General features: G+C 32.8%; 18 protein-coding genes. 4 read left to right on the plus strand and 14 right to left on the minus strand.

Going from position 1 to position 17,399, the window contains the following annotated elements:
- Positions 1-11: 11 nt before the first annotated feature.
- The 5 genes from EV196_RS00685 to EV196_RS00705 are packed head-to-tail and all read right to left on the minus strand — an operon-like array spanning position 12 to position 5,559.
- On the minus strand, positions 12-2,075 hold the full coding sequence (locus EV196_RS00685; protein WP_132213865.1) for a hypothetical protein: 2,064 nt from the start codon (positions 2,073-2,075) through the stop codon (positions 12-14).
- A gap of 11 nt (positions 2,076-2,086) precedes the next feature.
- Positions 2,087-2,854, minus strand: a complete 768-nt coding sequence (locus EV196_RS00690; RefSeq protein ID WP_132213867.1) for a hypothetical protein — start codon at positions 2,852-2,854, stop codon at positions 2,087-2,089.
- Between the two features lie 11 nt (positions 2,855-2,865).
- Positions 2,866-3,888 carry an LVIVD repeat-containing protein gene (locus tag EV196_RS00695; RefSeq protein ID WP_132213869.1) on the minus strand — a complete coding sequence of 341 codons (1,023 nt, stop codon included), beginning with the start codon at positions 3,886-3,888 and terminating at the stop codon, positions 2,866-2,868.
- 12 nt (positions 3,889-3,900) lie between these two features.
- On the minus strand, positions 3,901-4,245 hold the full coding sequence (locus EV196_RS00700) for a DUF4870 domain-containing protein (protein WP_132213871.1): 345 nt from the start codon (positions 4,243-4,245) through the stop codon (positions 3,901-3,903).
- 12 nt (positions 4,246-4,257) lie between these two features.
- The gene (locus EV196_RS00705; protein WP_132213873.1) at positions 4,258-5,559 is read right to left on the minus strand and encodes an OmpA family protein; all 1,302 of its coding nucleotides are present in this window, start codon (positions 5,557-5,559) and stop codon (positions 4,258-4,260) included.
- Positions 5,560-5,674: 115 nt separating this feature from the next.
- On the opposite strand from EV196_RS00705, the gene EV196_RS00710 reads away from it, so the two are divergent.
- Complete coding sequence (locus EV196_RS00710; protein WP_132213875.1) at positions 5,675-6,217, plus strand: RNA polymerase sigma factor; 543 nt, start codon at positions 5,675-5,677, stop codon at positions 6,215-6,217.
- Between the two features lie 3 nt (positions 6,218-6,220).
- Entirely contained in the window at positions 6,221-6,949 is a 729-nt protein-coding gene (locus tag EV196_RS00715; protein ID WP_132213877.1) for a tetratricopeptide repeat protein, read from the plus strand.
- Here EV196_RS00715 and EV196_RS00720 read toward each other — a convergent pair.
- The 8 genes from EV196_RS00720 to EV196_RS00755 form a co-directional block, all read right to left on the minus strand.
- A complete protein-coding gene (locus EV196_RS00720) occupies positions 6,929-9,784 on the minus strand; it encodes a CHAT domain-containing protein (protein WP_132213879.1) in 2,856 nt (951 codons plus the stop codon). The genes EV196_RS00715 and EV196_RS00720 overlap by 21 nt on opposite strands.
- Before the next feature lie 52 nt (positions 9,785-9,836).
- Entirely contained in the window at positions 9,837-10,496 is a 660-nt protein-coding gene (locus tag EV196_RS00725) for a hypothetical protein (protein WP_132213881.1), read from the minus strand.
- A 116-nt stretch (positions 10,497-10,612) separates the two neighbouring features.
- Positions 10,613-11,014: a GNAT family N-acetyltransferase gene (locus tag EV196_RS00730; protein WP_132213883.1), complete on the minus strand. Its 402-nt coding sequence runs from the start codon at positions 11,012-11,014 to the stop codon at positions 10,613-10,615.
- Entirely contained in the window at positions 11,011-11,364 is a 354-nt protein-coding gene (locus tag EV196_RS00735; RefSeq protein ID WP_132213885.1) for a DUF4260 domain-containing protein, read from the minus strand. The genes EV196_RS00730 and EV196_RS00735 overlap by 4 nt, the downstream gene beginning before the upstream one ends.
- Complete coding sequence (locus EV196_RS00740; protein WP_132213887.1) at positions 11,361-12,107, minus strand: cyclase family protein; 747 nt, start codon at positions 12,105-12,107, stop codon at positions 11,361-11,363. The genes EV196_RS00735 and EV196_RS00740 overlap by 4 nt, the downstream gene beginning before the upstream one ends.
- Complete coding sequence (gene hemW / locus EV196_RS00745; protein ID WP_132214972.1) at positions 12,104-13,252, minus strand: radical SAM family heme chaperone HemW; 1,149 nt, start codon at positions 13,250-13,252, stop codon at positions 12,104-12,106. Before hemW ends, EV196_RS00740 begins: the two co-directional genes overlap by 4 nt.
- 52 nt (positions 13,253-13,304) lie before the next feature.
- Positions 13,305-13,907, minus strand: coding sequence for a crossover junction endodeoxyribonuclease RuvC (ruvC, locus tag EV196_RS00750; RefSeq protein WP_132213889.1), 603 nt, complete (start codon positions 13,905-13,907; stop codon positions 13,305-13,307).
- Positions 13,907-14,509, minus strand: coding sequence for an outer membrane beta-barrel protein (locus EV196_RS00755; RefSeq protein ID WP_132213891.1), 603 nt, complete (start codon positions 14,507-14,509; stop codon positions 13,907-13,909). The genes ruvC and EV196_RS00755 overlap by 1 nt, the downstream gene beginning before the upstream one ends.
- Before the next feature lie 66 nt (positions 14,510-14,575).
- Here EV196_RS00755 and EV196_RS00760 point away from each other — a divergent pair, with 66 nt between their 5' ends.
- Together EV196_RS00760 and EV196_RS00765 are read left to right on the plus strand one after the other, a co-directional pair.
- A complete protein-coding gene (locus EV196_RS00760) occupies positions 14,576-15,538 on the plus strand; it encodes a lysylphosphatidylglycerol synthase domain-containing protein (protein ID WP_132213893.1) in 963 nt (320 codons plus the stop codon).
- Between the two features lie 2 nt (positions 15,539-15,540).
- Complete coding sequence (locus tag EV196_RS00765; protein WP_132213895.1) at positions 15,541-16,680, plus strand: glycosyltransferase family 2 protein; 1,140 nt, start codon at positions 15,541-15,543, stop codon at positions 16,678-16,680.
- 2 nt (positions 16,681-16,682) lie between these two features.
- On the opposite strand, the gene EV196_RS00770 is transcribed toward EV196_RS00765, so the two are convergent.
- Positions 16,683-17,159, minus strand: coding sequence for a hypothetical protein (locus EV196_RS00770; protein ID WP_132213897.1), 477 nt, complete (start codon positions 17,157-17,159; stop codon positions 16,683-16,685).
- Positions 17,160-17,399 lie beyond the last annotated feature (240 nt).

The following is a 17,399-nucleotide window of genomic DNA, read 5'->3' on the forward strand; positions in this document are numbered from 1 at the left end:
TTTATGTTTTTTTAGTTACTAAATGAGGGAATAGAGAAAACTTGAGCTTTAGGCAAAGTAATCTGCTGTTCTTCGTAGTAATAATATATTCCTGTTCCAGTTTCAACTAGCGATTCTAGTCTTTTTTGACTATCAAAAGTGATGGTAAGCCTTCCTTCATAAATAAAAACTGTTTTTTTGGAACCAATACCGCCACTAATCTTTTTCGCCTTCGGTTCTTTTTCCAGCATAGAAATAGTAACCTCAGCTGCAAAGGCGGGAATTTTATGCATTACCGATCCTTTATTCATCTTCAGGCTCGCAAAGTCCATATTTATGGGTGCAAGTTGCGCTACGGCACCAAACATTTGAATTAGCTTGGTTTTCATCCAACCTTTTCCTGGAGCGTTCATATAGATGTAGCCTTCTTCGTCTGAATATAAAGTTTGGTTTTGTTCTGGATAGGTTGTTTTAAGTGCATAGTTATCTGCATCAAAAAACATAGTTATGGATGCGTCTGATGACTTCATAACAATACGCATATCGGAACTTCCCGTGCTCACATTTATGCTTTGATAGCCATAATTTTCTTCGCTAAAATGAAAAAAGCCTTCTAGTTTTACAGAACTATTTTTTTTCAGATCTTTTTTTAACTTCGTTCTTTTAAAAGTAACAAGGGTTGTTTTTTCGTTTTTACCCGTTGTAACATCTATGGCATCATACGGGTCGTTATCAGGTAAAAAAGGAACACGATCTAGCACTGTTGTGCCATCTACCTTTAAGGAAAAGCTCATGTTTTTTTCTTCCATTTCTTGTGCAGTGTAGCCCAAAAATTCTAGAGTAAAACTGGCTTCTTCAGGTCGGTCGTCTTCAAAAACACCTTCAAAAGGATATACTGTACCTTCTTGTAATTCTTTTTTTGTTTTTTCATCTATAAAACTAATAGGTTCTATAATATGCATAGCATTGCCTTTGGTTGCCATTTTTAAATAGGTGTAAACCTCAATAGAATCACCTCTCTTTTCTTCGCTCTCGAATGTGCGTAAATTCTTTTTTAACACATCAGGAACATTTTCAAATGCCGTGGGAGCAGTTTCTCCATATTGCAGCATTCTATCGTACAAACTTCCAAATGCTTTTTTGGCATCTGCAGCTATTACATTGTTTTGCCAATAAAAAAGTTGTCCGTTTTGCAATATGCTTTCAAAAACATTTTCTATATCGCCACGCTGACCTAACTGGCAAGCACTGTAAACAAAGAGCTTATTATTTACATTAGGATAAGCTGCAGCGAAAAATGCTGGTGTTAAAAAAATTTCAGTTGGTGTGAATGCTAAGCCAGAAACATTCTTAAATTGCTCTCGTAGTTCCCTGCTTCTTTCTTTTGTTTTAAAGGTTATTCCGCTCGCTATATAAGTATGACAGTTACTGGTCATTGTGATTATTTCTCCCTCTACATTGCATGTTTGGGACCCATGAGTCCCTAAATGAACTAGGTCATAATCATTAAAAGACAAATAATCTTCAATAGTAATTAGTTGATTCGTTTTACTCGGATTGGATTTTGAAGTAATTCCGCCCCTATAATTTTTATTTGATTTTAATTTTTCCAATGGTACTAATGCATCGCTAGATGCTCCAAATTGCCATTCGTAAGGCGCTAATACCAATGCTTTTTTGTTTTGCCTATTTTCTCCGCGTTGTGCGCCAACCACATTGGCATTGTTTTGAGCTGCAACTGTATTATTTAATATCATCATTGGAGGTATTGCAGAACTACCTGTGCCACCTTTTGTAATAGATGAAAATTCTTTAAGTTTTATTAACATGGTTGGCCCATTTTTAAGCCTAAAACTTAACAATTCGTCTCCTACGCCAATTTCTTGAAGGTCTGGAATTTGCTGCAATTCTTTTACCAAATCTTCAACTGGTTTTAGTTGTATGGTATCTAAAATAGCAAAGCCTTTTTGGATTACTGAATCTGGCATTTTTGAGAAATCTTCTAAAATACCATCAATAAAGCCATCTTTTTCTTTTTTGCTTTCGTTGCACGAAAACAAAAAGAGTGAAACTACAAAGAGGAATAGGTTACGCATCTTATTTTAGTTTAGAAGATTTTTACAGTTGGTTTTGCCGAGGAAGTCCTATGTGCAGAGATTGGATGTTTTGTATCTCCTCCAAACCACATATACCCTGTACAATCATCAATTTTGAAGGCACCATATTCAATTGTCATATAACCCACATCCCAGCCATTATCACGATATATTGTGCCTTCGAACACCTCGGGTGTATCGTTTTCGAACAATCCTTTTACATCATAGCTTTTTATAACACCATCTACTTTGACAGAAATTTTTGCATATACGTATGTCATATTATTTTTCGCATTACCGGTATCCAATATTTTAAAGATATCCCCATTTGTAGATTTCCAAGTTCCTGTCCAAGAGGGTGTAACTATTGTAGGCAAGTTGTTAGATACAATGACAGGCATAACCATTCCCCAAACTTTTACCCCATTCCAATTTACCGAACTCCATCTTTCATCAGTATCCGATTTATGATACCCATCAAATTTTTTCTTATCGGCAGAAAGTGTAAACTTGAATGTTCCTTTTTTTCCAAGACTGCTTTTGTCAAATTTTGGAGCCAAACGCGAGTAAAAACCTATAAGCGAGCCATCCTGCACCCTAATTTGTGTTAATTTTCCCTTTGGAAGGAAACCGGAATATTCACCTCCATTTTTTGTTATGGTTACTTTTCCAAACTTAGTGTTCCATTCTCCAGTCCAATCATCTGTTTGTGCTTGTGCTGAAAATGATAGTAGGAAAACAATGCCTATTGCCGCTAAAATTTTAATTGAATTTTTCATAAGAATTTATTTTATTTTTTGGTTACAAAAACACTATTAACTTGTGCCTTATAGGTACCATCCGTTAATTTAATGGCTTGTTCGTTTTTCCAGATAGTTGCCACTTTCGTTTCACTACCACCTATATAAACATCGTTGTCCATTACAAAAACCGAATTTGCATTCGGGTCGATTCCCTTAGTGAAAGACTTTGTTGGAAAATTATTTTTCCATAGTGTAGGGATTCTGTTTTGATTGGGATCATTGACGGAACCTGCTACATACACATTGTTATTAGATACAAACACCGAAGTAGCTGTAGCGTCGGTGGTTCCGTTTGATAGTTGTGTTGCAACGCCGTTCTTCCAGATAAAGGCTACGCTTTTACCTTTTATAAAATCTGAGCCAGCCACATACACATCGGTTCCAGAAACAAAAACAGCACTAGCCGTTGAACCTGAAAGATTATTGGTCAAGGCTGTTGCCATGCCATTTTTCCATATTTTAGCAACAAATTTTTTAGTTGTTGGGTCTGCTTCGTAGCCCGCAACGTAAACATCATTACCGTGCACATAAACCGAAGTCGCCCAAGCATGTTCTTTATTTTCATTTAAAGTTATCCCAACGCCATTTTTCCATAATCTTGCCGTATATCTTTCGCCATTGCTAAGAGGAAAAACCTCCATACCAGCAGCATAAACATCGCTTCCTGATACGAATACTGAAAAAACAAATACTGGTCTGGAGCCATCTGTGAGTGGTGTTTTAATTCCATTTTTCCATATTACAGCCACATTATTTTCATTACCAGCTACATAAACATCTTCGCCAACAACATGAACTGATGCTGCATTGGCATCGTTGGCACCATTAGTTAAAGAGGTTGCCACTCCATTTTTCCATGTTTTAGCTATATTTTTTGTGCCGTCAGATTCATACCCAACTGCATATACATCGGTTACCGATTCTTCTTTATCAGAGGCATCATCATCTTTACTGCATGAATAACTGAAGCAGATTAGTAACAGTGCGAGTAATTTTATTTGTGTTTTCATTTGTGTCTATTTTTAAATACTTTTAAACCATTCTTTATATTTCTCTCCTAAAAAAGGCACTGTACTTTCTTTTCCATTAATAGCATTCATCAAACCCATAATCCACATATATAAGAGCACAAAAATGCCAACTAGATTAATAATCCATCCTAAAATGGGAATCATACCAATGGCCCCTAACGCTAAACCTGTAAGCGCTAAACCCAGAGATTGTTTAATGTGACAGGATGCAAAAGGCTCTTTTTTTTCATTGTTCATCACAAAGGCGATGATTAATCCTATAAAGGTGATATAGGCTATAATGGCTATGTTTTTACCTTCGTTAACTACTACGGTTTTATTTTCTGTCGTTTCCATTTTTTCTTAGTTTTAAATCTTAATAAATTCTACTCTTCTGTTATTGGCTCTGCCTTTTTCGGTGGCATTGTCGTCTACAGCCTCAGTTTCTCCTTTACCCTTGAACTGTAATCGGTCTTCCCTAATACCAAATTCTTCAACAAGAATTTCCTTAACAGCGGCCGCTCTTTTTTCAGAAAGTGTTTGGTTATAATCTTCTGCTCCTTTATTATCGGTATGCCCAATAATTTGTAAGTTGATATCATCATTATCGCGAAGCATATTGGCGATGTCTAATAATATACCATATGATTCCTTTTTTACAGTTGCTGCTGCCGTATCAAAATAGATTCCCGTAGTACTGAATTTTCCGTTTTTAAGAAGTAGTGAGCGTAAATCTTCGGTAGATTCAGCAATTTTAAAGTTACTGATGCCGACAAAGTGTCCTTGTTCAGGTAAAACATCCATCGCTTGAATAATAAAATACCTGCCAATATTCGCCTGAATTAAGTTAGGGGAATCCACCATTTTTTCCTCGTTTACCCACATTCTTAATCTTTTTTTGTTCACTGCAATAGAAATGTGAACCGTATTGTTTATAAACTCGGGCATGTTTCGATCTAGAGAACTTGCAACTCTTATGTCAAGTTCACCACCAAAATTGGATACGCTACTTACTTTGAAACCATTGTGAGAAAGCTGCAATTCTACTTCAGCTAAAGTGCCGCCACTACCACCAGCATAGGCCTTTTTAGTCATGAATACAAACATGAGTTTACTGCTCGATTTACCTTCATAGTAGCCATTGTTGGTCAAATCAAATTCTATGGTATAATTTTCTGGAAGTGCATTTTTCATGGTTGGTAAATACCCGGACCTCCTCACAATGGAAAGCCATTTACTATCAGAGTTTTTTAGGTTTACCACCTCTCCAGAGCCACCTGTTTCCCAGTTGGCGGGAAAATCACCTAAGGCGTCTGCTGCAAAATCATCGTAAAACAAAAGTTTGTTTCCTGGAATAAACGTAAAATTGCTATAGACTCCAAAATCGTTTTCCGAGTTTTCTTCCTGTGAAATTTCATCATTTTCATTGGTTTCTTCGTTTTGTTTAGACGATTTAGTTTTCTTATTCCTTTTACCCTTATTACCATCTAAAATGGTATCCATGGCTCTTTCGGTTTCGCGATTAACTTTCTGTTCAGATTTTCTAAGAACAGCTTCCTTAGCGGCATCTTCCGCTCGCTTACCTAATTTTTTAAGAAATTGGGCCTCTACTTGATGTACATTTCCTATTATCGCAAACAGAAAAATGACGTGGATAATTAATTTTTTCATGAGTACTTATATTTTTCATTTATCTTTAGTGGAATTTTAAATATGAATGTTAACATTTCTATTAAAAAAAAACTTTCTAATAAATACACCTATAGATTGAGCTTACTAAAGGCCGATGGAAAAAAACGATATAAATCATCTAATAAATAGCGACCAAAAAGAGGTGAGTAAACTCTATAATGCTAATAGAGATGCCTTTTTAAATTTTGGAAAGAAATACGGACTGAGCTATGATGACCTTTGTGATATTTACCAAGAGGCTTTTATAGCATTGCGAAAACATGCCTTAAATGGTAAACTTGGTAACGTAAACAGCTCTTTAAAAACCTATCTTTTCGGGATTGGAAAGTTTATGATTTATGATTTGCTGAAAGAAAAAAAGAAAACTACAGAATACAACCCTTCTAAACTTGGCATTCATGATACCATTGAATTAGTTTCTACTGAAACCGAAGAAGAACTTAGCCATGAACAAATATTATTACAAACCTATTTTAAAAAATTAGGAAAAAAATGCCAAGACATGTTAACCTTATTCTATTCTAGGGGACTAAGTATAGATGAAATTGTTGAGCATACAGATTATACCGATGGCAGCGTTGTGAGAAGCCAAAAATCGAGATGCTTAAAAAGCCTGAAAGACATGATTAAAGCGTAACCTATGAATAAGCAAGAAGATTTAATTGAAAAATATTTACAAAACAGACTTTCTCCCGAAGAAGTGCTAATGGTGGATGAACTTTTACAAAACGACAAAGATTTTGAAAAAGAACTCACTTTACAATCCAATTTAAAAAAGGCTATTAAAAAAGAGGATGATGCTAATTTTAGAAATTTAATTTCAGAATTAGAATCGAAAGCCAAAATTGAAAAACCTCAACCTAAACGTTCGTACACTAAATGGCTAGCAGCTGCCAGTATTGTAGTGCTTTTAGGTTTAAGCTACTTTTTTACTATGAACCAAAAAGCTTCTAATAATGAGCTTTTTGCCAGCTATTTTGAACCCTACCGCAATGTGGTGCAACCACTGGAAAGAGGAAGTGACCAACAAGACAAAAAAACACTTGCTTTTCTAGCTTACGAGAAAGGTGAGTATGAAAAAGCAATACAACTATTTACAGATTTGTTTAGCGATACCAAAGAGCCTTACTATTTGTTCTATAAAGCCAATGCATTAATGAAAATAGACAAAGCCAATGAAGCCGTTCCTTTGTTATTAGAGCACCTTAAAACTAAAGACACCTTAACCGAAAAAACAACTTGGTATTTAGCATTAGCTTACATAAAAATAGACGATAAACCTAACGCAAAAATCGCATTAAAAAAAGTAATTACAGATGGAACCTATAAGTCTTCCGAAGCGAAAAAACTACTTAATGAGTTTAAATAATTTTTTGTAAACCAACCATAAAAATAGTAATCCACCAAGCGCTAAAATTACCCATAAAACATAACTAGTATTATTTAAAGGCATCGTATTACCAGTAATTACAATACCAGACCAGTAATAAGGGTGTCTTAAAAGCGCATCGTCATTGGCATTTAGGTAACTTAATTTTGCCTGCCTTAATGCTTCTTTTTTACTTAATCCATCACTTAAATTTTTATAAAAAGATTTCATTATTTCAGAAGTACTTCGGTCGTTTATTTTCCACAAAGTAGTCACTATCGATGGCACACCCGCATAATTAAACCCACGTGCTAAACTTAACATACCTTCTCCTTTTTGCAATTTTCCAAAACCTGTTTGACAAGCGCTTAAAGTCACCATATCGGCATCTATTTGATAATTATACAGATCTTTTACATACAATAAATTGGAAGACTCATCAATATCTTCAAAAGCTAAATAGGAATAATCAGGAAATTCATCATTCGCCGATGCATGAGTTGCAAAATGAATCAAATTAAAACCACTTAAATCGTTTTTAAAATTTGCGATACTCGCCCGTTTTCCATCATAAATACTGCCTTTGAAATATGCCGAAATGTTTTTAGCTTCTTCTCCATTATAAACTAATGGACTCATATCAAACCGTTCTGCATTTCCTTTTTTTTCTGAAATCGTTTCGTTAAAATGTGGTGCAAAAACCATCAACTTATTACGTCCTTTTACCTTTGTTTTATTTTGTTCTTGCAATAAGGTCGCAGAACTGGCGTAACTAATACTATATTTTGATAGTAAATACGATTGCTGATTATTAACATCGGTTTGTAGTACATCAAAAGGAATATAATTCAATACATCATCGGCAAGAATTACAATATCTGTAGTCTTGCTATTCTGTAAAGCAGGTTTTAAAATAGCATTATAAATAAGATGGCTGTTTTTACTATAAGCCGTTCTATCGTCTATATTGGGTTTTGAAAGTTGCCTGTAAAAATCGGAGATGGTGTTTTTAAGGGTTTCATTAAATTTGAACTTATAAAAAGCATCTTTATTTTTAGCTAAAACTGTTAAATATATGGCATCTTCTGTAACTAAATAACTAAAAACAGATTGATTAGCCTTCAATTCTCCTTTTAATTCTGCAGCCGAAATAACACTCGATTTATATTTTAAACCATAATATTTTGGGAAATCTTGTTCTATTTTAGCGATATACTCATAATATTTTTTTTTAGTTGCAAACAGTGAATCGACGAATACTGATTTCTCTTTTAGATTTGAGTTGAAAATCTCTTCATCTAAATGCGCAATTTTGGCTCTGTAAATTTGCTCTTCACTAATTATTTGGTTGGGTATATTTCCATATTTAGTAGCTTCTGCATTTCTATGTGCTTCTAATAAAGCGATACTTTTACTTTTTTCCATAAAGTAAAAAGCATCATCAATATACCTACTGTCATTACTTTTTTTATATAATTCATATGAAATACGAACCATAGTTTGAATGCTAGGATAGGTTTCATTCACCAAAAATTCTTTATCTAATTTGCTTTCAAATTCTGGTCGTAAAACATCCAATGTTTTTATGATAGCTTTAGAAGTTTTATTAGCCTTTTTTAAATATTCAATATTTTTGGTTATGGTATAAGCTTCAAATAAAGCATTCTGTTTTTCTCTTAAAATAGTAACCAAAACCTTTTTAGAAAGTGCTTTTTCAGGATTGGGGTTTGAGTTATAATTTAAATCATCAAACTTTTTTTCCAATTGAATTAATGCCATTTGGTAGTGTTCCAAGCCTTCCGATATTTTTTGTTGTTTTATAAACACATTGCCTAATTTTGCATAGCCTATAGCAATATCTTGATGCTTTTGATACTCACGATACTTTTTTATTTTTGAAAGTCCATCCCGATAATAATCAACAGCTTTGGAGTAGTTTTTAAGCCCTAAATATGCATCGCCATAAATTAAATCTACTTCTCTTGAGAACGGATTATCTTCTGAATAAAAACGAGCACTTTCGTTTAAGGTTTCAATAGCCAATTGAAATTCATTTTGCTGTATATAGTTTTTAGCCAACAACAAATAGGTTGATAGTATTCTGTTTTTATAACTGGGATCTTTAATTTTGGATTTATAAAACGATAAAGCTTCGGTTAACAATAAGTTTGCAGCTTTAAAATCCTTTTTATCCTCATAAACCTGAGAAAGTAATTTTTTGGAATTCATAATGGAAGATTCCCATTCCTCAATACTATCTTTAGATATGGTTACAAATTCCATTTCCTTTTTTAAATTATATTCTGCCAATTCATATTTACCCGTATGCTTATAAATAACACCTAAAAAACTGTATAAGCTAGATAAAGTAGACAAATCATTTCTGGTTCGTTTGTTTTCAGGAATCTTATTTAGCTTGGTAAAAAGCTCTTGAAAGTGGGTTTTAGAAGTGGTATAATCTTTAATTTTATAATGATAATTACCTTTATCGAAAAGTAAATAATCTTTATAGTAATTAATGTTTGTTAAACTTTTAAAACGCGCATCATGCCGTAAAAGACTATCTTCTTTTTTTAAATTTTTCTGATAGTTTTTTAAATCATAATAGTATCCATTGGCATTCATCAAATATAGATATGCACTAAGCACATATTCTAATTCATTCTTTTTATCGGCTAAACTTATAGTATTTTTATAGTAATAATAGGCGCTATCTTTATTAGTATAATGATAATGAATAGCCTTACCATACATTTGTTCCACTTCAGCAGATTGCGCATTTACACATGGAAAACATGAAACGATGCAAATAAGGAGCATAACAAGATACTTCATAAAAAAAGCCCTCCTTTTTGTGGAGAGCTTAAATATACTTATTTTAAGTAATTTACTGTCTAATAATAGGTGTTGGTATTGTTATTGTTCCAACCACCTTGGTTTTAAAAGTAGTGTACATAGTGCCTTCGCCTTTAAAGTCCGATTTTATTTGAAAAGATACTTGCCCAAAAGAATCTTTAATTGGAAGAAATTCCATTTTAACTTTTTGATTCTTTTGGTCGCTAATTGCGACATCAGAAACAACTAAATCAGATCCTAAAACAATCGCTGTTTTAGCTGTAATTGTTAGTTTAGGGATACAATTTTTTGTTTTGTTATCGACAAAGCAAGGTTGTGGTGGCATTGGACCAACAGGTCCCTTAGGTTTTTTTATGGCGATTAAGGATTCTTTAAACCTATTTAATTTTTCAATCTCTTTTTGAATATTTTCTATTTGTTCCATAACCCCTTTATTGCCGCTTTCTAATTCGGCTACGAGTTTTGTTTTTAGTGTTCCCAATCTTTCAACTTCAATCTCTGCACTTGAATAATACACTTCAATGCCATAAAGATAGCCGCTTTCTTCTTCTGCAGATGTTTTAGCAGTATTGGCAGATGTTTCGATACTAACTGATGTTTGGACAGATGCTAGTTCTTCTTGCGATAATGGCTCTTGGTTGCTACACGATAGCATTAAAATAGAGCTTAAAAACAGTGTGAATAAAGTCATTTTTTTTATTTTTATGTGTGATTAATTTACCTTTAGTCCTTTCACTTTATGGAATGTTAACATTTTAAACAGAAATTTTTGCATCCATACAAAAAACTCTTCTAGCAAATACCAAACTAAGTTAAAATGCGTTCCATCACTTTTTCTGGATGTTTTAATTCAGAATACCCAAACTGTTTATATAAGCCATGGGCATCAGCTGTTTTTAACATCCAAACTTTACAGGGTTGTAATTTTGGTTCTTCATTAATGGCTTTCATTAGTTGTTTAGAATAGCCTTTCCCTCTATGTTCTGGTAAAATAAACACATCCATTAAATACGCAAAAACGGTGTAATCGGTCACTATTCGCGCAAAACCAATTTGCTTTTCATCTAAATAAACTCCAAAACACAAACAATTTTCAATGGTTTTTTTTACTTCATCAACAGTTCTACCTTTTCCCCAATACGAATTGGTTAAAAATTGATGAATCATATCAATTTGAAGCTTGCTTTTATCTGTTGAAATATCAATCATTTATTTCCAATTTTTCCCAAATGTGTATCTTGAAACGATGAGTTGTATTTTAAACCATAACCAAATATTCTATCAAATGAAGCATGGGAAAAAAGTATAATTCCAATTAACTGAATCTTTTCATTTTCATAAAACATCCCTATTAAGTAAATAATAATAGCCAATGCTTTATGATGAAAAATGTTATAGAAAAATGCCCCAACTTTAGAATTTACCAAATACCCTAACATACCTATGTCTGGTGTTAAAATAAGAACCAAAAACCACCACCAAGCAAAATTTAATTGATTAAAAGCCAAAATGCCTAAAACGAACATAAGCAGTTCCTCGAGTTTTAAAGTTGTTTTCATAGTATTTTATAAAGTATCGGTTTGCTTGGCGACGCATCATTTTTAAAAGGGGCAATTTGAAGGTTTAACATATAGCTTCCATCTTCAATTTTATTGGCAACATAAATAAGCTCTGTAATGGTGCAATCTAACCTTTGGTTGCCATCAAAATCCCAAAACGCTTTGTGTGCCAACAGTTTGCCACCATCCTTTTCTCTATCTACGCTAGGTAAATCAATAAGCAAATGTTTAATGCCTTTTTCACGAATAAACACCATCGCTTCTTCGGTTAAATAAGTCCAATTGGTATTTGAATAATGCCTTTTTTTCTTGTCTTTAGTATTTGGCATCGTTCTAATTACCAACGCTTCTGGCGTACTATCTTTCAAAAGTAATTCGATTTGTTTTTTTGAAATAACAGTGTCTTTCATGTATTTTTCTGCGGCAACCGAAATTAATTCAGCCGTAAAGAAAAACTGTTTTAAATTTTTATTTATTGAATGAAATTCCTTTGTAATATGCCCCATACATTCGGTATGTGTTCCATGTGCATGCGGATTGAATTGAATGTTGTTAAAATTAATCGATGCCCCCGCCTTTACACTCCCAATCCAGTCTTCCTTTTTAACGGGTTCTATTTTCGGATCATCTAAATACCAAGTGTTTACATTATTTTCCGAAGCACTTAAGGTCATAGAAATATCTAACGGTTTAGATAAATCTATCTGATATTTTTTAGACTTATATTGAATGTTTGCAATCATGTTAAATTAATTTTAAACAAGTCTGAAGCAATTCCATCACTTAAAAATTTACCTTTTTTGGTGACTAACAATTTATCCCCATCAATATACAACAAATGTTCGTTAATATATTTTTCAGATTGTTCCAAAAGATATCTTTTATACTGAAGTCCAAAATTTCGCTCCACTTTTTCTAATGAAACACCCCAAACCGTTCGCAAACCCGTCATGATATATTCATTATACTTATCGGTTAATGAAAGCACTTCCGTTTCAATAGGAAGTATATTAACTTCTAACGATTTTATATATTTTGAATTGTTTCGCACATTCCAACCCCGCTCATTTCCGTTAAAGGAATGTGCCGACGGGCCAATACCCAAATAAGGTTTCCCTTGCCAATAGGCTGAATTGTTTTTACTGAAATAATCAGGTTTTCCAAAGTTGGATAATTCATAATGCACAAAGCCTGAAGCTTCTAGTTTTTCTATTAAAATATGAAATTGCTCTTGAGCCAAATCATCATCAACATTATCAATCACACCTTTCTTTATAAAAGAATCTAAAGCTGTTTTAGGCTCAACGGTTAGCGCATAACTTGATATGTGCGGGATATTAAAACCTAAAACGGTATCGATATTTTTAATCCAATTTTCGTTAGTTAAACCTGAAATGCCGTAGATTAAATCGACTGAAATATTTTCAAAGTAGCGAGTTGCTAGAGACAAGCATTTTTTAGCTTCTTCGGCGTTATGTGCACGATTCATGAGTTTTAAATCGGCTTCAAAAAAAGATTGGATGCCTATGGAAAGTCTGTTAATTGGACTTTTAGACAGTTGAATTATTATATTTTCAGATAAATCATCTGGATTCGCTTCTAAAGTAATTTCTGGATGTTCTACAACTTGGTAATTTTTGTAAACTTCTGAAATTAAAAATTGTAATTCATCAATCGTCAATAAACTTGGTGTGCCTCCTCCAAAATAAATGGTTTCAACATTTTGATTTTTTAACTCATCTTTACGTAATTCTAATTCTTTTACCAAAGCGTTAACCAATTCATCTTTCTTTTTAAGTGAAGTAGAAAAATGAAAATCGCAATAATGACAGGCTTGCTTGCAAAACGGAATATGTATGTAAATGCCAGCCCCACCTAGCCTCCCCAAAAGGGAGGAACTCTTACTCGGAATAATTAAATTTTTATTTAACAAGGTACAATCAGCTTTTTTTCTTCCGAAGATCTACAATCGGATTGTTTTTTATCCCCCCTTTGGGGGTTAGGGGGCTATTCTGCTTCACAAAAGCATCCCAACTGGAATAACTTTTACCAACTTCAATTTTTCCTGAATTATAAAAATGACACACCGCTGCCGCTAACCCATCGGTAGCATCGAGGTTTTTTGGCAATGTTTTTAACCCTAACAAACTTTGCAGCATTTTCGCGACTTGCTCTTTACTGGCATTTCCATTTCCCGTAATAGCCATTTTAATCTTTTTAGGAAGGTATTCTGTTATTGGAATTTCTCTACTTAAACCAGCAGCCATCGCAACACCTTGTGCACGCCCAAGTTTCAACATACTCTGTACGTTTTTACCAAAAAAAGGTGCTTCTATAGCTATTTCATCGGGGTTATGAGTGTCTATAAGTTCGATGGTGCGCTCAAAAATGAGCTTCAATTTTAGGTAATGGTCGTCGTATTTTTTTAAATCGAGTTCATTCATTTGCAAAAAAGTCATGGTTTTACCCACCACTTTAATAAGTCCGAACCCCATAATAGTAGTTCCTGGATCGATGCCTAATATAATTCTTTCTTTACTCATTAATTACAGTATCGACATCCATTAAGTGACACCGAAATCCCGAAGGTAAGATACATTAAATCACCGTTAAACGAAAAGCCATCTATATTACCGTCGTATTTATTTTTACTTGTTAAAGAATATGCATACCCTAAATCAGAATAAATGGATAAAGAATTTGAGAGTCCGTAATGTAGTTCCATACCTCCCAAAGCATTACCAAATGTGTTTTTATTTTCACTAAAACCACCTAAAGGTTGTGTAAAACTTATTCCTGGTCCCGCATGGGCAACTAAAGCAATTCTATCTGGCAAAAAGCGTAGCACAGGTTTTAGGTTATAAACAATTTGAGCATTTACTCGCGTATAATTGAGTTTAAATTCTAATGAGGTATCTGCATTGGAAGAACGATTAAAACCAACATCCAGTTTTGCTCCCAAACTATTAGAAAACATATGTTGTACTCCAATAGCAACTGTTGGAAAATTTAAATATTTTGAATAGTAGCCAACATTTTCAACTGATTCTATAGGATTATTTATACCCACGGCTAATTGAAATTTCCATAATTCAGAATTAGTTTGAGCGTAACTTAATGTGGTTGACAAAATTACTAAAGCCATTAGGAATTTTATTTTTTGTCTTTTAAAATAATAAGCCATAAGATAATAATCGTTTAATTTGCCACTATGCTAAATGCTTTATCCTACAAAACTAAACAATTCTTTTTTGTGCTTATTAAAATAAGCATTGTAGTTGCTTCTTTTTATTTTATATATGTGAAACTGACCAAAAACACAGATTTTGAATATTCAGTTTTTATTGATTTTTTAAATAGAAACAACCTATTTTCATTAAAAACCATTCTTTTTTTGTTGATTTTAACTGGTTTAAACTGGTTTTCTGAAATTTTGAAATGGCAAAAATTAATATCTTCTATAAAAAAAATAAGCTTAAAAAACGCATTTGAACAAAGTTTAGGCTCTTTAACCGCCTCTTTATTTACACCCAACCGAATTGGTGAATATGGAGCTAAAGCCATTTTTTACACAAAAGAATATAGAAAGCGCATCATGCTAATCAATCTATTAAGTAATGTTTTGCAAATGGGCATTACTTGCATTTTAGGTTTTGTGGGTTTTAGCTTTTTTATTTCAAAATATGCTGTTTCCATTAATTATTATAAAATATTACTTTTATCTGTACTTACAATTCTTTTAATAATTATTGCCTTTTTCATATTAAGCAAAACAAAATTCAGTTTCAAAGGTTTTTCATTTGAAAAAATAAAAACATTCATCTTAAATTACCCAAAAAAACAGATTGTTTACGGGTTTTGGTTATCCTTATTCCGCTATGCGTTTTTTTCATTTCAATTTTACTACTTGTTAACCCTTTTTGGAATACACATTTCCTATTTACAGGCGATGATGGTAATTTCGACTATGTATTTATTAACCTCCATAATTCCTTCTATATTTATTTTTGATGTGATTATAAAGGGAAGCGTTGCCGTGTATTTATTTAGCTTTCTTGGAATAAACACATTAACCATTTTAAGCACCGTTACTATTATGTGGTTTTTTAATTTTGTGCTTCCTAGTATTATTGGAAGTTATTTTGTTTTAAATTTTAATTTTCCTAAAGAATAATCATGGTTTTAATTAGCATTATCATAAGTGTTTTATATTTATTTTTAATAGGAAGTTTTGCTTTTGGTTTTGATAAAGTGACACTTTTTAAGCTTGAAGATGTCCCCGCTAAAACAAAATTTTCAGTTGTTATTCCCTTTAGAAACGAAGCTGAAAATTTACCGGCTTTATTGAAAACTATGTATGCTTTAAATTATTCAAAGGAATTATTTGAAGTTATTTTTGTTGATGATGAGTCTGAAGATGATTCTGTAGAAATTATTGAAAATTCCATAAAAGAAAGATCCTTCGACTACTCTCAAGGAAACATTCAAGTTATTTTAAATGAACGTAAAACGAATTCACCAAAAAAAGATGCTATTTCAACAGCTATAAAACAAGCAAACCACGAATGGATTATTACCACCGATGCCGATTGTTTAGTGCCTAAATACTGGCTCGATAGTTTTGATGAATACATTCAAAAAAACGATGCTAACTGCATTGCTGCACCCGTAACCTATATTATAAAAAATGCTTTTTTAGACAGGTTTCAGTTACTCGACCTGCTTAGTTTACAAGGCGCTACTATAGGTGGTTTTGGTATTAACAAACCTTTTTTATGCAATGGTGCTAATTTTGCTTATACCAAAGCTTTGTTCAACGAATTAAATGGTTTTGATGGCAATACCGAAACAGCCAGTGGCGACGATATTTTTATGCTAGAAAAAGCGGCAAAAACACACCCAAATCAACTCCATTATTTAAAATGCGAATTTGCCACAGTGTTTACTAAAACTCAACCAACTTGGAACGCGTTACTATCACAACGTGTGCGTTGGGCTGCTAAAACCAGCGCTTACAACAATTGGTTTGGCAAGTTTACGGGATTGGTGGTTTTATTTATGAATGCCCTTGTTATTGCACTACTCATGCTTACAATAATCGGTACTTTTAATCTGAAAATTTTTATATACTTAGTGATTATAAAATTTAATATCGATTTCTTTTTAATTTACAAATCGGCATTATTTTTTAATCAAAAAGGGGTTTTAAAAAGCTTTATTGTAAGTTTTATATATTATCCTTTTTTCTGTAGTTATGTGGCTTTTATTTCGCTTTTTTCAAGCTATAAGTGGAAGGGACGTACGTTTAAAAAGTAATCCTAATTTGCCTGAATAACAACAGGTAGTTCAAATTCGGTTTTTACTTGTTGCCCACGTTTTATAGCTGGAAATACTTTTGGTAAGGAATCTAAACTTGAATAAATTAAATCCCCAATATTTGGTATTTCTTTCAATATTAAACTATCAGTTTCAATGTTTAAAAGAGATAAAACTCCAGTTTCAGACACCTGAAATTTTAAGTTTATAGTATCAGAAACATCATGCGTAACAACAATAGATTTATTTTGAAGATAGTCTAAAATATGATTTGTTAAAATCTCTGTAAAACAGGCTGTTTTTTCACTTTTAGAATCTATAGAATCACAAACCGAAAAGCTAGGATACACATCTACATCGTTCCAATTAAAAGTTTGCAACTCTTCTTTTAAAATAGCTTCAGGCGTTGTTTTTTTCGCATTGAAATACTCGCAAGACGTAAGCGTGAAGGCGACTATAAAAATACAAATTTGCTTCATATTGAAAAACTAAAGCCGAAAAGTACGATTTTTTTGGTTTTTATTATCGAACTCATACCGAAAATACTTTAAAAGAAGAAACCCTATGGGTCTCTCACATCCATAGGGTTTATGTAAATTGCTATTATCAACAAAAAAATTGAGGGATTACAAATTTTTAGAAGTGTTGACTATACAAAGATACGAATAAGATATGTTTTTGGATTACGGGAAACCCGTAACAATGTTATGGGTTAAACA

The sequence above is a fragment of the Mariniflexile fucanivorans genome (assembly GCF_004341235.1).
In the GTDB taxonomy this organism is placed as follows: domain Bacteria; phylum Bacteroidota; class Bacteroidia; order Flavobacteriales; family Flavobacteriaceae; genus Mariniflexile; species Mariniflexile fucanivorans.

Bases quoted from the DNA above. Each gene is read 5' to 3' on its own strand.
- EV196_RS00685 (WP_132213865.1), bottom strand. From the start codon at position 2,075: ATGCGTAACCTATTCCTCTTTGTAGTTTCACTCTTTTTGTTTTCGTGC.
- EV196_RS00690 (WP_132213867.1), bottom strand. From the start codon at position 2,854: ATGAAAAATTCAATTAAAATTTTAGCGGCAATAGGCATTGTTTTCCTA.
- EV196_RS00695 (WP_132213869.1), bottom strand. From the start codon at position 3,888: ATGAAAACACAAATAAAATTACTCGCACTGTTACTAATCTGCTTCAGT.
- EV196_RS00700 (WP_132213871.1), bottom strand. From the start codon at position 4,245: ATGGAAACGACAGAAAATAAAACCGTAGTAGTTAACGAAGGTAAAAAC.
- EV196_RS00705 (WP_132213873.1), bottom strand. From the start codon at position 5,559: ATGAAAAAATTAATTATCCACGTCATTTTTCTGTTTGCGATAATAGGA.
- EV196_RS00710 (WP_132213875.1), top strand. From the start codon at position 5,675: ATGGAAAAAAACGATATAAATCATCTAATAAATAGCGACCAAAAAGAG.
- EV196_RS00715 (WP_132213877.1), top strand. From the start codon at position 6,221: ATGAATAAGCAAGAAGATTTAATTGAAAAATATTTACAAAACAGACTT.
- EV196_RS00720 (WP_132213879.1), bottom strand. From the start codon at position 9,784: ATGAAGTATCTTGTTATGCTCCTTATTTGCATCGTTTCATGTTTTCCA.
- EV196_RS00725 (WP_132213881.1), bottom strand. From the start codon at position 10,496: ATGACTTTATTCACACTGTTTTTAAGCTCTATTTTAATGCTATCGTGT.
- EV196_RS00730 (WP_132213883.1), bottom strand. From the start codon at position 11,014: ATGATTGATATTTCAACAGATAAAAGCAAGCTTCAAATTGATATGATT.
- EV196_RS00735 (WP_132213885.1), bottom strand. From the start codon at position 11,364: ATGAAAACAACTTTAAAACTCGAGGAACTGCTTATGTTCGTTTTAGGC.
- EV196_RS00740 (WP_132213887.1), bottom strand. From the start codon at position 12,107: ATGATTGCAAACATTCAATATAAGTCTAAAAAATATCAGATAGATTTA.
- ruvC (WP_132213889.1), bottom strand. From the start codon at position 13,907: ATGAGTAAAGAAAGAATTATATTAGGCATCGATCCAGGAACTACTATT.
- EV196_RS00755 (WP_132213891.1), bottom strand. From the start codon at position 14,509: ATGGCTTTAGTAATTTTGTCAACCACATTAAGTTACGCTCAAACTAAT.
- EV196_RS00760 (WP_132213893.1), top strand. From the start codon at position 14,576: ATGCTAAATGCTTTATCCTACAAAACTAAACAATTCTTTTTTGTGCTT.
- EV196_RS00765 (WP_132213895.1), top strand. From the start codon at position 15,541: ATGGTTTTAATTAGCATTATCATAAGTGTTTTATATTTATTTTTAATA.
- EV196_RS00770 (WP_132213897.1), bottom strand. From the start codon at position 17,159: ATGAAGCAAATTTGTATTTTTATAGTCGCCTTCACGCTTACGTCTTGC.